Annotated in this window: 9 protein-coding genes; 6 read left to right on the top strand and 3 right to left on the bottom strand. The window is 74.2% G+C overall.

What is annotated here, in order from left to right; genetic code table 11:
* Window positions 1-110: 110 nt before the first annotated feature.
* Window positions 111-1022, bottom strand: coding sequence for a universal stress protein (locus IE225_RS18960; protein WP_190058745.1), 912 nt, complete (start codon window positions 1020-1022; stop codon window positions 111-113).
* Window positions 1023-1562: 540 nt separating this feature from the next.
* Between IE225_RS18960 and ppdK the strand changes: the two genes are divergently transcribed.
* From ppdK to ppk2, 6 genes are all read left to right on the top strand, one after another.
* A complete protein-coding gene (ppdK, locus tag IE225_RS18955) occupies window positions 1563-4259 on the top strand; it encodes a pyruvate, phosphate dikinase (RefSeq protein WP_190058744.1) in 2697 nt (898 codons plus the stop codon).
* A gap of 105 nt (window positions 4260-4364) precedes the next feature.
* Window positions 4365-4736, top strand: coding sequence for a hypothetical protein (locus IE225_RS18950; protein WP_190058743.1), 372 nt, complete (start codon window positions 4365-4367; stop codon window positions 4734-4736).
* A 104-nt stretch (window positions 4737-4840) separates the two neighbouring features.
* Window positions 4841-5482 carry a CBS domain-containing protein gene (locus IE225_RS18945; protein WP_190058742.1) on the top strand — a complete coding sequence of 214 codons (642 nt, stop codon included), beginning with the start codon at window positions 4841-4843 and terminating at the stop codon, window positions 5480-5482.
* Between the two features lie 229 nt (window positions 5483-5711).
* Window positions 5712-8519, top strand: coding sequence for a bifunctional acetaldehyde-CoA/alcohol dehydrogenase (adhE, locus tag IE225_RS18940; protein ID WP_190058741.1), 2808 nt, complete (start codon window positions 5712-5714; stop codon window positions 8517-8519).
* Window positions 8520-8839: 320 nt separating this feature from the next.
* On the top strand, window positions 8840-9349 hold the full coding sequence (locus IE225_RS18935; protein ID WP_190058740.1) for a flavodoxin domain-containing protein: 510 nt from the start codon (window positions 8840-8842) through the stop codon (window positions 9347-9349).
* A complete protein-coding gene (ppk2, locus tag IE225_RS18930) occupies window positions 9346-10185 on the top strand; it encodes a polyphosphate kinase 2 (protein ID WP_190058739.1) in 840 nt (279 codons plus the stop codon). Before IE225_RS18935 ends, ppk2 begins: the two co-directional genes overlap by 4 nt.
* 49 nt (window positions 10186-10234) lie before the next feature.
* Here ppk2 and ctaD read toward each other — a convergent pair whose 3' ends face one another.
* Window positions 10235-11956, bottom strand: a complete 1722-nt coding sequence (gene ctaD, locus IE225_RS18925; RefSeq protein ID WP_373303228.1) for an aa3-type cytochrome oxidase subunit I — start codon at window positions 11954-11956, stop codon at window positions 10235-10237.
* Window positions 11957-12177: 221 nt separating this feature from the next.
* The gene (locus tag IE225_RS18920; RefSeq protein WP_190058851.1) at window positions 12178-13482 is read right to left on the bottom strand and encodes a PP2C family protein-serine/threonine phosphatase; all 1305 of its coding nucleotides are present in this window, start codon (window positions 13480-13482) and stop codon (window positions 12178-12180) included.
* Between the last annotated feature and the right edge of the window lie 339 nt (window positions 13483-13821).

The following is a 13821-nucleotide window of genomic DNA, read 5'->3' as shown; positions in this document are numbered from 1 at the left end:
TCGCTACCGGGAGGGGACGGGACGGGGACGGGGGCGGGCGGGGCGGCCGGGTCGCGGGGGCGGCGTACCGGCGCCGGTGGTACGGCCGCGGGCGGCCGGGCCGCACGGGGTCAGGAGTGCGGTACGACGGCGACGGGGCAGCGGACGTGGTGCAGGACGGCGTGGGCGACCGGGCCGAGGTGGGTGCCGATGCGGCCGCCGCGGGTGCGGCGCCCCACCACGGCGAGGCCCGCCTCGGCCGCGGCGCGCACCAGTTCGGTGGTGGCGCGGCCCTCGACGACGGACTCGGTGACGGGCACCTCGGGGTACTTCTCACGCCAGGGGCGCACCGCCGCGAGGACGGCGTGTTCCGCCGCGGCCGGCCGCTCCGGCCCGGACGGCCGGGAGACGGAGGCGGTGTCGGCGACCGAGCCCGACGGCGGCCGGCAGGCGTGCAGGACGCGCAGTTCGGTGCCGCGCCTGCGGGCCGCCTCGAAGGCGAACGCGATCAGCTCGTCGCAGGGGTGCCCGGTGTCCAGGCCGAGGAGGACCGCGCGGTAGGGGATCTCGGGGATCTCGTCCGGGGCGATGCCGTCCGTGGCGAGCAGGTGTTCGCTCACGGTGCCCTGCCCGGCCCCGACCAGCACCACGGGGCACGGGGAGCGGCCCGCGACGCGCCGGGAGACGGAGCCGGTCACGCAACCGGCCACGCCGCCGGGCCCGGACGAGCCGAGCACCAGCAGGTCCGTCCCGGCGGCCGCCGTGAGCAGGGCGGAGACGGTGGCGTCGCAGATCAGGCGTCCGGTGACGGACAGCTCCGGATGGGCCGCGCGCACGCCGTCGACCGCCTCCCGCAGCGTCTGCTCGGCCCGGTCGTGCTCGCCGGTGGCCGCCGGGACGTCCGGTCCCGGACGCACCCGGCGCCACCAGGCGTGCACCACGGTCAGCCCGGCACCCCGGCGCAGTGCCTCCCGGGCCGCCCAGTGCGCGGCCGCGAGGCTCTCGGCAGAGCCGTCGATTCCCACTGCGACGTTGTGAAGCATGGCGTCGTCCCTCCGCCCGGGCCCCGGCGGCCCTCCTGTCGTATCCAGCCTCCCGCCGGTCCCGCCCCACGCCCATGGGCCGCCCAGTCCTCACGCCGGGTCCCTTCGGCCCAAGGTTTTGCGGGGGCTTGAGCGGGGCCGGGGCAGGGCCTCGTGCGCGGGCGGGGCGGAAGGAACGGGAGGGGGCCGGGGGGAGGCAGAGCCTCGTGCGCGGGCGGGGCGAGGGCCCCGACGGAGTGCGGGGCGGGCCGGGGGCGCGCAGCCCGCCGGCGGCGCCCCCGGCCCGATGACCGCGTGGCGGCCCCGCCCGATGACCGCGTGGCGGCCGGCCCGATGACCGCGTGGCGGCCCCGCCCGATGACCGCGTGGCGGCCGGCCCGATGACCGCGTGGTGGCCGGCCGGCGGCGGATGCGGCGGGACGCCCGGCCCGCGGGCCGGGGCCGACCGGCCCCCGGGCGGGGACGGCCGGCACCTCCCCGGCGGGCGGCGGCCCGCCGACCGTGGAAGGCACCGGCCCACACACCCGAGGAGCACACGTCATGGTCCGTTACGTGTACGACTTCACCGAGGGCGGCCGTGACCTGGCCGGCCTGCTCGGCGGCAAGGGGGCGAACCTGGCCGAGATGACCCGGCTGGGCCTGCCCGTCCCGCCGGGGTTCGTCGTCAGCACCGAGGCGTGCCGGGCGTACCTCGCCACCGGCGCGGAACCGGAGGGCATGTCGCGTGAGGTCTCGCGGCACCTGGCCGCGCTGGAGCAATCCGCCGGGCGGCGGCTGGGGCAGCCGGAGGACCCGCTGCTGGTGTCGGTCCGCTCCGGGGCCCGCTTCTCCATGCCCGGCATGATGGAGACCGTCCTCGACATCGGCCTCAACGACGACTCGGTCCAGGGCCTGGCCCGGGTCTCCGGCAGCGCCCGCTTCGCCTGGGACTCCTACCGGCGCCTGGTGCAGATGTTCGGCAGCACGGTGATGGGCGTCGACGCCGCCCTGTTCGAGCGGACCCTGGCGACGCTGAAGGAGTTGCGCGGCGTCCCCGACGACGTGCACCTGTCCACCGGCGACCTCGTCGAACTGGTGGAGGCGTACAAGACGCTCGTCCGCGACGTGACGGGCGAGGACTTCCCCCAGTCCCCCGCCGAGCAGTTGCAGCGGGCGATCCTCGCGGTCTTCGAGTCCTGGAACGGCGAACGCGCCCGCCTGTACCGGCGGCGCGAGCACATCCCCGACGACCTGGGCACCGCCGTCACCGTGCAGCGCATGGTGTACGGCAACCTCGGCTCCGACTCCGGCAGCGGCGTCGCCTTCACCCGCGACCCGGCCACCGGACGCCCCGGCCTGTACGGCGACTACCTGCCCAACGCGCAGGGCGAGGACGTCGTCGCCGGCATCCGCAACACCGTGCCGCTGACCGAACTGGAGCGCCTCGACCCGCGCTCCTACCGTCAACTGCTCGATCACATGGGCACGTTGGAGCGGCACTACCGGGACCTGTGCGACATCGAGCTCACCATCGAGCGCGGCACCCTGTGGATGCTGCAGACCCGGGTGGGCAAGCGCACCGCCGAGGCCGCCTTCGCCATCGCCGCCGAACTCGTCGACGAGGGGCTGATCGACGACGACGAGGCGCTGGCCCGGGTGAGCGGGGAGGGGCTCGCGCGGCTGATGTTCCCGCGCTTCGACGCCTCCCGGACCGGCCGGCCGCTCGCCCGCGGCCTGGCGGCCTCGCCCGGCGCCGCGTCCGGCGCGGCGGTGTTCGACTCCGCCGAGGCGGTGCGGCGGGCCGCGGCCGGCGAGCAGGTGGTCCTCGTCCGGCAGGAGACCAACCCCGACGACCTGCCCGGCATGGTGGCCGCGCGGGCGGTGCTCACCAGCCGCGGCGGCAAGACCTCGCACGCGGCCGTCGTCGCCCGCGGCATGGGCAAGGTGTGCGTGTGCGGCGCCGAGGAGCTCGCCGTCGACACCGAGCGGCGTCGCCTCACCACCGCCGACGGCACCGTGGTGGAGGAGGGCGCCCTGCTCTCGGTGGACGGCTTCACCGGTGACGTGTACGCCGGCGCGGTGCCGCCGGCCGACTCCCCGGTCCTGCGGTATCTGGAGGGCGGGCGGGCCGAGGAGGACTCCGACCGGGTGGTCGGCGCGGTGGCGCGCGCCCTGCGCCACGCCGACGCGGTGCGGCGGCTGGAGGTGCGGGCCAACGCCGACACCCCCGAGGACGCCGCCCGCGCCCGCCGCTTCGGCGCCCGGGGCATCGGCCTGTGCCGTACCGAGCACATGTTCCTCGGCGACCGGCGCAAGCTGGTCGAGGAGATGATCCTGGCCCGCACCGACGCCGAGCGGCGCCACGCGCTGGACGCCCTGCTGCCGCTGCAGCGGTCGGACTTCACCGGCATCCTGGAGGCGATGGACGGCCTGCCGGTCACCATCCGGCTGCTGGATCCGCCGCTGCACGAGTTCCTGCCCGACCGCACGGAACTGGCCGTGCGCATCGCCGCCGCCGAGGCCCGCGGCGAGCGGCCCGACCCGCACGACGCCGAACTGCTGGACGCGGTGGGCCGGATGCACGAGGAGAACCCGATGCTCGGGCTGCGCGGGGTGCGCCTGGGCCTGGTCGTGCCGGGCCTGTTCCCCCTGCAGGTGCGGGCCGTCGCGGAGGCCGTCGTGGAGCGCACCCGGGCCGGCGGGGACCCGCGGGCGGAGATCATGGTGCCGCTCGTCGGCGACGTGACGGAGCTGCGGCTGGTGCGCGAGGAGGTGGCGCGGGTGCTGGCCGAGGTCGCCGAGGAGTCCGGGGTCCCGGTGCGGTGCCCGGTCGGCACGATGATCGAGCTGCCCCGGGCGGCGCTCACGGCGGGCCGGATCGCCGAGGAGGCGGAGTTCTTCTCCTTCGGCACCAACGACCTCACCCAGACCACGTGGGGCTTCTCCCGCGACGACGTGGAGGCGGCGTTCTTCTCCGACTACCTCGACAAGGGGATCTTCCCCGCCTCGCCGTTCGAGACGATCGACCGCGCCGGTGTGGGGCGGCTGGTCGGGATCGCCGTCGCCGAGGGCCGGGCGACGCGTCCCGACCTGACGATCGGGGTGTGCGGCGAGCACGGCGGCGACCCGGAGTCCGTGCACTTCTTCCACACCGCCGGGCTGGACTACGTCTCCTGCTCGCCGTTCCGCGTCCCGGTGGCCCGCCTGGAGGCCGGCCGTGCCGCGCTGGAGGGCACCGACGGGAGCGACAGCAGGTGAGCGGGCCGGGTGCGGACCGCAGCCTGGTGGAACCACCGGAGAACGACCAGAGCGAAACGACCGGAACGGCCAGAACGGCCGGAGCGACCAGAAGGAGTGGAGCGGATGACCGTCAGCAGCACCGGCGCCCCCGTGGTGCGGATCAGGAGCACGGGAGACGTGGACGGCGAGGCCCTCGCCTACGTCCGCGAGAAGGTCGACGCGGTCCTCGGGCGTGCGGGTCTGCCCGTCGCCGACGGTGACGTGCGGATCATCAGGTCCACGGCGCACCACGTGCGGCAGCCGTGGACCGCCTCGGCCGAGATCCGCCTGGGCGGTGAGCTGGTGGTCGTCCACGCGCAGGAGGCGAGCGCGTGCGAGATGGCCGACCGGCTGCAGGACCGGCTGCGTGCCCGCACCGACCGTGCCGCGCACCGCTGGGACGCGGCCCGCAGGTCGGCCACGCCGCCGCCGTGGCGCGGCGGTCCGCGCGGTTGAGGGTGCCGCACCGGCGACCCCGGCGGGCGGGAGGGGCCCCGTGCCCTTCCCGCCCGTACTGGCAAGGAGGAACTGTCGTGACAACCCGCACCATCGGTGAGGTAATGACCAGGGACGTCGTCCGGGTCCGCCGGACGACGCCGTTCAAGGAGGTGGTCCGGCTGCTGGACCATCACCGGATCAGCGGGATGCCGGTCGTCGACCACGACGACAAGGTGATCGGCGTGATCTCGGGGACCGACCTGGTGCGCGTGCAGGCCGCCCGGTCCGGCCCCGGCCCGGGGCGGGCCGTCACGGCCGCGGACCTGATGTCGACGCCCGCGGTCACCGTGCACCCGGAGCAGTCGGTGCCGGACGCGGCACGGGTGATGGAGCGGCACAACGTCGAGCGGCTGCCCGTGGTGGACGAGGAGGACCGGCTCATCGGCATCGCCACCCGCCGCGACCTGCTGCGGATCTTCCTGCGCACGGACGACGAGATCCGTCGTCAGGTGGCCGACGAGGTGCTGCCCGTCGCCCTCGGGCTGCCGCCCGGCGCGGTGCAGGTGTCGGTCGGGGATGGCATGGTCACGCTGCGGGGCCGGGTGGAGCTGCGCAGCCAGGTGCCCGAGGCCGTCCACGCGGCCTGGCGGGTGGACGGCGTCGTGGGCGTGGTCAACGGCCTGGACTTCCGCCTCGACGACTGCGCACCGCCCGGCTGGCGGCAGCCGGACGACGAGCACGTGGGCCCCGGGCCGTCCGTGTGACCTCCCGGCCCGCGCCGCCCGTGACGTTCCGGTCACCCGGGGCCGAGGGGCCGCCCGGCCCTGTCCGGCCGGGCCGGACGGGCAGGGCCGGGGACCATCGGCGCCTGCCCCGGTGCGGGGCCCGGGACCAGAGTGGAAGGCGGAGCGGCACCGGGATTCCTTCCGGTGCGCTGCTCACCGCGCCGCCGGACGACCGCCGGCGGCACCGACGTACCGGAGGCGCACCGCCATGACCCGACAGGAAGCCGGGACCCCGGCCACCACCGCCCGCGCCGAGGCGCCGTCCGACACTGCCGTCGCCGTCGACCGCCTGGTCACCGCCGGGCTGAAGGCGCTGGCGGACTACGAGGCGCTCACCCAGGAGCAGGTCGACCACATCGTCAAGAAGGCCTCGGTGGCCGCGCTGGACCGGCACACCGCGCTGGCGCGGCTGGCGGTGGAGGAGACCGGGCGCGGCCTGTTCGAGGACAAGGCGGCCAAGAACATGTTCGCGTGCGAGCACGTCACGCACAGCATGGGCTCGATGAAGACGGTCGGCGTCATCGCCCGCGACGACGTCGAGGACATGGTGGAGATCGCCGAGCCGGTGGGCGTGGTGTGCGCGATCACGCCCGTCACCAACCCGACCTCGACCACGATCTTCAAGGCGCTGATGGCGCTGAAGACCCGCAACCCGGTCGTCTTCGCCTTCCACCCCTCCGCGCAGCGGTGCAGCGCCGAGGCGGCCCGCGTCGTGCGCGACGCGGCCGTCGCCGCCGGCGCACCGGAGCACTGTGTGCAGTGGGTCGAGGAGCCGTCGCTGGAGGCCACGCGCGCGCTGATGCACCACCCGGGGGTCTCCCTCATCCTCGCCACCGGCGGCAACGCGATAGTCAAGGCGGCCTACTCGGCGGGCAAGCCCGCCCTGGGCGTCGGCGCCGGCAACGTCCCCGCCTACGTGCACAAGAGCGCGAAGCTGCGCCGGGCGGTCAACGACCTGGTGCTGTCGAAGTCCTTCGACAACGGCATGATCTGCGCCTCCGAGCAGGCGGTCGTCCTGGACGAGGAGATCTACGACGCGGCGCTCGCGGAGTTCCGCGCGCTCCACGCCCACCTGGCCACCGCCGAGGAGAAGGCGAAGCTGGAGGCGTTCCTGTTCCTGGCCGGCGCGGCGGGCGCGGGCTGCGAGCCGAAGGTCAACGCGGCGGCCGTCGGGCAGAGCCCGGCCTGGATCGCCGAGCACGCCGGGTTCGCCGTGCCCGCCGGCACCTCCGTGATCCTCGTGGAGGCGGACCGGGTGGGCCCGGACGAGCCGCTGACCCGCGAGAAGCTCTGCCCGGTGCTGGCGGTGCTGCGCGCGCGGGACGAGCGGCAGGGCTTCGACCTCGCCGCCGACATGGTCGCCTTCCACGGCCAGGGCCACAGCGCCGTCATCCACACCGAGGACCGCGAGCTGGCGGAGGCGTACGGCCGGCGCATGAAGACCGTGCGGGTCATCGTCAACGCCCCCTCCTCGCAGGGCGCGATCGGCGGGATCTACAACGGTCTGCTGCCCTCGCTCACCCTGGGCTGCGGCTCCTGGGGCAGCACGTCGGTGTCGGACAACGTCTCCGCCACCCAGCTTCTGAACGTCAAGCGGGTGAGCACGCGGCGCAACAACCTGCAGTGGTTCAAAGTGCCGCCGAAGATCTACTTCGAGCCGCAGGCCATCCGCTACCTGCAGTCCATGCCGGACGTCCACCGCGTCACCGTCGTCACCGACGCGACCATGACCCGCCTCGGCTTCGTCGACCGGGTCGGCAGGGTGCTGCAGCGGCGCCGGGAGCCGGTGACGCTGCAGATCATCGACAACGTCGAGCCGGAGCCGAGCATCGACTCGGTGCGCCGGGGCGCCCGCCTCATGGGCGACTTCCGGCCGGACGTGATCATCGCGCTCGGCGGCGGCTCCCCCATGGACGCGGCGAAGGTGATGTGGCTGCTGTACGAGGAGCAGGCCGCGGGCCGGGACGTCGACTTCGCCGACATGCGGCAGAAGTTCTCCGACATCCGCAAGCGCGCCTTCCGCTTCCCGGTGCTGGGGAAACTGGCCCGCCTGGTGTGCATCCCGACCACGTCCGGCACCGGAGCCGAGGTCACCCCGTTCGCCGTCATCTCCGATTCCGCGAGCGGCAAGAAGTACCCGCTGGCCGACTACGCGCTCACGCCCAGCGTCGCCATCGTCGACCCGCTGCTCACCACCGAGCTGCCCCCAACGCTGGCCGCCGACAGCGGCTTCGACGCCCTCACGCACGCCGTCGAGGCGTACGTGTCCGTCTACGCCAACGACTTCACCGACGGTCTGGCCCTGCACGCGATCCGGTTGGTCTTCGAGCACATCGAAGCCGCGGTGAACGACCGCGCCGCCGGCCCGGAGGCGCGCGAGAAGATGCACAACGCCGGCACGATCGCGGGCATGGCGTTCGGCAACGCCTTCCTCGGCGTCGTGCACGCCCTGTCGCACACCCTCGGCGCCCGCTTCCGCATCGCCCACGGGCGCACCAACGCGATCCTGCTGCCGCACGTGATCCGCTACAACGGCACCGTCCCGGCCAAGCCGACCGGCTGGCCCAAGTACGAGCACTACCGGGCCCCCGAGCGCTTCCAGGACATCTCCCGCACGCTGGGCCTGCCCGCGGCCACGCCGGCCGAGGGCGTGGAGTCCCTCGCCCGCGCCGTCGAGCGGCTGCGGGACGCCGTCGGCATCGAGCCGTCGTTCCGCGCGCTCGGCGTCGACGAGCAGACCTTCCTGACGGCCCTCCCCCAGCAGGCGCTCAACGCCTACGAGGACCAGTGCGCGCCCGCCAACCCGCGCATGCCGATGCTGGCCGACCTGGAGGAACTCATGCGCACCGCCTACTACGGCACCGCGCCGGCCGCCGGAGAGCGGGTCCGGACGGCGCCGAGGAAGGGAGAGAAGAAGGCCGGGAAGGGCGAGCAGGCGGAAAAGACGGAGAAGGGCGAGAGGACGGAGAAGGGCGAGAAGACGGTGAAGCCGGCCGAGTTGGTGGGCCGGGGCTGACCCGGGGACCGCGCCGGCCGCACCGGGCCGGCCGCGCGCCGCAGGGCCGCGCGGCCGGCCCGCGGCCGTCCAGGCCGACGAGGACGAAAACAGCGGAAGACACGGGGGGAGACCTTCTTCGACGGGTCTCCGGCGGTCTCCGGTGATCTCCGGCCGGTCCCCCACGGGTCTCCGCTTCCTTGGTCTCCGGACCCGCCCGGCAGGACCGTAGGGCCCCCCGCCGTGCCCGACCGGCCCATGGGACGGCGGGCGGGGCGGCGCGACCCTGGAACTGCCGCGCCGGACACCCGGCCGGACGGACGCCGAGGAGGTGCGTGACCATGACGGAGAAGGTCCTGGTCGCCTACGGGTCGAAGTACGGCTCCACCGCGGAGATCGCGCAGCACGTCGGCGAGGTCCTCGCCAAGGAGGGGCTGGCCGTGGAGGTGCACCCCGCCGGGGAGGTCGCCACCGTCGAGTCCTACGACGCGGTGGTGCTCGGCGCTTCCCTGTACGCGGGGCGCTGGCAGCGCGACGCGCGCCGGTTCGCCCGCCGCCACCGCCGGGCCCTGCGGCACCGCCCCGTCTGGCTGTTCAGCAGCGGCCCCCTGGACCGCTCCGCGGCCGAGCGGGACATCCCGCCGGCCCCGGGCGTGCGCCGGGTCGCGGACCGGCTGGACGCCCGCGGGCACATCACGTTCGGCGGCCGGCTGACCGAGGGCGCCAAGGGCCGCATCGCCCGCAGCATCGTGAAGTCGGGCAAGGGCGGCGACTTCCGCGACTTCGCGCAGATCGACACCTGGGCCGCGGGGGTCGCACACGACCTCCGAGAGCGCCCCGGCGAGCGGTGACCCGCCCCGCCGCACCGCGCCGGGAGGACGGCACGACCGGCGGGCAGGCGACGCGACTGCCGCGCAAGGCGTACGAGAAGGAGCTGCTGCGCCTGCAGACGGAGCTGGTGAAGCTCCAGGAGTGGGTGCGGGCGGAGGGCAGGCGCCTCGTCATCGTCTTCGAGGGCCGGGACGCGGCCGGCAAGGGCAGCACGATCAAGCGGGTCACCGAGCACCTGAACCCGCGCGTCGCCCGGATCGCGGCCCTGCCCCGGCCCACGGAGCGGGAGCGCACCCAGTGGTACTTCCAGCGGTACGTCGAGCAGCTCCCGGCCGCCGGGGAGATCGTGCTGTTCGACCGCAGCTGGTACAACCGGGCCGGGGTCGAGCACGTGATGGGCTTCTGCACCCCAAAGGAGCACCGGCTGTTCCTGCGCCAGTGCCCCGTCTTCGAGCGGATGCTCGTGGAGGACGGCATCCTGCTGCGCAAGTACTGGTTCTCCGTCAGCGACGCCGTGCAGGAGGAACGCTTCCGGCGCCGCCTGGAGGACCCGCTGCGGCGCTGGAAGCTGTCGCCGATGGACCTGGAGTCGATCACCCGGTGGGAGGCCTACTCGCGGGCCAAGGACGAGATGTTCGTGCACACCGACATCCCCGAGGCGCCGTGGTACGTCGTGGAGAGCGACGACAAGCGCCGGGCCCGGCTGAACATGATCGCCCACCTGCTGGATTCCGTCCCCTACCGCGACGTGCCGCCGCCCGTCCTCGAGCTGCCGCCGCGCCCGCCGTCGACGGGGTACATGCGCCCGCCGCGCGCCCTGCAGACCTACGTCCCGGACCACGCAGCGCGGCTGTGAGGAACCGGTCGCCCCGGCTCCCGGCGGCCTCCCGGGCGGCGCGGCCGTCTCAACTCCCGGCGGTCTCCCGGGCGGCGAGTTCCGCGGCGGCGATCTCCGGGTGGTGCAGGTCGAACGCCGGGGACTCGGAGCGGATGCGGGGCAGGGTGAGGAAGTTGTGCCGCGGCGGCGGGCAGGAGGTCGCCCACTCCAGCGAGCGGCCGTAGCCCCACGGGTCGTCCACGCCGACCGGCTTGCCGTACCTGGCGGTCTTCCACACGTTGTACAGGAACGGCAGGATCGACAGGCCCAGCACGAACGAGCCGATCGTGGACAGGGTGTTGAGGGCGGTGAAGCCGTCGGCGGCCAGGTAGTCGGCGTACCGGCGCGGCATGCCCTCGACGCCCAGCCAGTGCTGCACGAGGAAGGTGAGGTGGAAGCCCGCCGTCAGCGTCCAGAAGGTGATCTTCCCGAGGCGCTCGTCGAGGATCCTGCCGGTGAACTTGGGCCACCAGAAGTGGAATCCGGCGAACATCGCGTACACCACCGTGCCGAAGAGCGTGTAGTGGAAGTGCGCGACGACGAAGTAGGAATCGGAGACGTGGAAGTCCAGCGGCGGCGCGGCGAGGATGACGCCGGTGAGCCCGCCGAAGGTGAAGGTGACCAGGAAGCCGGTGGCCCACAGCATCGGCGTCTCGAAGGACAGGCTGCCCCTCCACATGGTGCCGATCCAGTTGAAGAACTTCACGCCGGTGGGCACCGCGATCAGCAGGGTCATGAAGGAGAAGAACGGCAGCAGCACGCCGCCGGTGACGTACATGTGGTGCGCCCACACGGTGACCGACAGGCCGGCGATGGCGATGGTCGCGCCGATCAGGCCCAGGTAGCCGAACATCGGCTTGCGGGAGAAGACCGGGACGACCTCGCTGATGATGCCGAAGAACGGCAGGGCCAGGATGTAGACCTCGGGGTGGCCGAAGAACCAGAACAGGTGCTGCCACAGCAGGGCCCCGCCGTTGGCGGCGTCGAAGACGTGGCTGCCGAACTTCCGGTCGCACTCCAGGGCGAGCAGCGCGGCCGCCAGCACCGGGAAGACGAGCAGGACGAGCACGCCGGTCAGCAGCACGTTCCAGGTGAAGATCGGCATGCGGAACATGGTCATGCCCGGGGCGCGCATGCAGATGATCGTGGTGATGAAGTTGACCGCGCCGAGGATGCTGCCGAAGCCGGACAGCGCCACTCCCATGATCCACAGGTCGGCGCCGACGCCGGGCGAGTGCACGGCGTCCGACAGCGGCGCGTAGAGGAACCAGCCGAAGTCGGCGGCGCCCTGCGGGGTGAGGAAGCCGCCGGCGGCGATCAGCGAGCCGAACAGGAACAGCCAGTAGGCGAGCATGTTCAGGCGCGGGAAGGCGACGTCCGGCGCACCGATCTGCAGCGGCATGATCCAGTTGGCGAAGCCGGTGAACAGCGGCATCGCGAACAGCAGCAGCATGATGGAGCCGTGCATCGTGAACGCCTGGTTGAACTGCTCACTGGTCACCAACTGCAGTCCCGGCCGGGCGAGTTCGGCCCGCATCACCAGGGCCAGCACACCGCCGGCGAGGAAGAAGGAGAACGCCGACACCAGGTAGAGCGTGCCGATCTTCTTGTGGTCGGTGGTGGTCAGCCAGTCCACGACGACGTGCCGGGTGCCCCTCCTCGGCCGGGCGGCCGCCCGGCCGTCCGCGCTCACCGGCGGGTCGCCGCCCTCTTCGTGCCGTGTGCGGCCGTGCGTGTCGTGAACGTCCACCGGGACGCGACCTCCACCCTCTCGGTTCGGCAGGGAACGCCGACGGGCCACGGTGCACGGGGAGACGGGCGGCCCGTCCGGCCGCCTCATGATCGGCGGCCGGGCGGACGGCGGGACAGGGCCGGTCTTCCCCCACCGGACTGGGCCGGTCTTCCCCCTGCGAACTGGGCCGAAGGTCCCTCGCGGGGCGGCGCGCCCGGAGGTGCCGCCCGCGTCCGCGGTCAGCCCGTCGCGCGGTCCGCGGGCGGGATGCGCAGGGCCAGGATGGCCAGGTCGTCGTGGCCGTCGCTGGGGTGGTGGTCGGCCAGGGTGCGGCAGAGCACGTCCAGGGGCTGCGCGGCGTGGGCGGCGGCGAGCCGGGCCAGGGCGTCCAGGCCCCGCTCCAGGGAACGCCGGGGGTGTTCGACGAGCCCGTCCGTGAAGAGCAGCACCGTGTCCCCGGGAGCCAGCGTCCGGATGTGGTCGGGGCGCGACAGGCTCGGGTCGACCCCCAGCGGCACGCCGGGCTCCACGTGCAGGGAGCGGGCGGAGCCGTCGGCGGCCACGACGAGCGGGGGCAGGTGACCGGCGGTCGACCAGTGCAGGCGCCAGCCGTCCGCGGCGGGCTCCATGCGGGCGAGACAGGCGGTGGTGACCGGAACCTCGCTGACGGCCTGCAGCGTGTGGTCGAGCCGGTGCAGCACCAGGCTGGGCGGGGTGCGCCGGTCGTAGAGCAGGGCCCGGAGCATGTTGCGGATCTGCGCCATGGCCGCGGCGGCCGTCAGGTCGTGGCCCACCACGTCGCCGATGATGGCGGCGCAGCCGCCGTCCGGGAGCCGCAGCGCGTCGTACCAGTCCCCGCCCAGGTGATGGCCGGGGGCGGTGGCGGGCCGGTGGACGGCGGCGCCGGTGAACGGGGCGAGGTCCGGCAGGGTGAGCAGCAGCAGCCGCTGGAACTGCTCGGCGGCCGAGCGGATCTCCTGCAGCAGGCGGGCGTTCTCGATGGCCACACCGGCCGCGCCCGCCAGCGCCACCACGACCGCCTCGTCGTGGTCGTCGAAGGGTCTGCCGTCGCGCCGGTCCGGCAGGTACAGGTTGCCGTAGACGCGCCCGCGCACGCCGATCGCCACCCCGAGCAGGGTGCGCATCGGCGGGTGGCCGGCGGGGAAGCCCACCGAGTCCGGGTGCCGGGAAAGGTCCTCCAGGCGCAGCGGTTCGGAGTGGTCGATGAGGTGCCCGAGCAGGCCGCGGCCGTGCGGCAGTCCGACGCCGGCCGGCTCCCGCTGTTCCTGGTCGTCCAGGCCGAGCGGGATGAACTCCCGCAGTCCGGTGCCGTCCTCGTCGAGCACGCCCAGGGCTCCGTAGCGGGCGTCGACCAGGTCCATCGCGGTGGTCACGATGCGCCGCAGCACCACCGGGAGTTCCGTCTCCCGGCTGACGGCCGGCACCGCGTCCAGCAGCCCCTGCATCCGCTGCTGCGCCACGGCCAGCCGGCCGATCTGCTCGGTGATGCGGTCCAGGCCCTCGTCCCAGGCCAGCCTGGGCATCTCCACCGGGTGCCGCAACGGCTCCCCGCCGCCGGCCACCGCCGCTCACCCCTTTTCCCGCAGCCGCCCGGCCGGTCGCCGGGCCGCAGACACAGACCAGCCTAGGGCACCCCGCGACGAGCGAGCGACCCAGGTCAGAGTACCTGCCGGCGCCGCCCGCCCGTGGCCGGCGGGCATGGTTTCCGCGGTGACGGCCCGGGGGAGCGCAGGGCCCCGGGTCCCGCACGGGGGTACGGCGCATACCGGCGGCACGCCCCGGCCGGTGCGCGACATGCCGGTGCGCGACATGCCGGTGCGCGACATGCCGGTGCGCGACATGCCGGTGCGCGACATGCCGGT

Source organism: Streptomyces echinoruber, from assembly GCF_014651135.1.
In the GTDB taxonomy this organism is placed as follows: Bacteria; Actinomycetota; Actinomycetes; order Streptomycetales; family Streptomycetaceae; genus Streptomyces; species Streptomyces echinoruber.
Note: the sequence above shows the minus strand (reverse complement) of the source record. Positions and strands in the feature narration are given on the sequence as shown.

Bases quoted from the DNA above. Each gene is read 5' to 3' on its own strand.
- IE225_RS18960 (WP_190058745.1), bottom strand. From the start codon at position 1,022: ATGCTTCACAACGTCGCAGTGGGAATCGACGGCTCTGCCGAGAGCCTC.
- ppdK (WP_190058744.1), top strand. From the start codon at position 1,563: ATGGTCCGTTACGTGTACGACTTCACCGAGGGCGGCCGTGACCTGGCC.
- IE225_RS18950 (WP_190058743.1), top strand. From the start codon at position 4,365: ATGACCGTCAGCAGCACCGGCGCCCCCGTGGTGCGGATCAGGAGCACG.
- IE225_RS18945 (WP_190058742.1), top strand. From the start codon at position 4,841: ATGACCAGGGACGTCGTCCGGGTCCGCCGGACGACGCCGTTCAAGGAG.
- adhE (WP_190058741.1), top strand. From the start codon at position 5,712: ATGACCCGACAGGAAGCCGGGACCCCGGCCACCACCGCCCGCGCCGAG.
- IE225_RS18935 (WP_190058740.1), top strand. From the start codon at position 8,840: ATGACGGAGAAGGTCCTGGTCGCCTACGGGTCGAAGTACGGCTCCACC.
- IE225_RS18920 (WP_190058851.1), bottom strand. From the start codon at position 13,482: ATGCCCAGGCTGGCCTGGGACGAGGGCCTGGACCGCATCACCGAGCAG.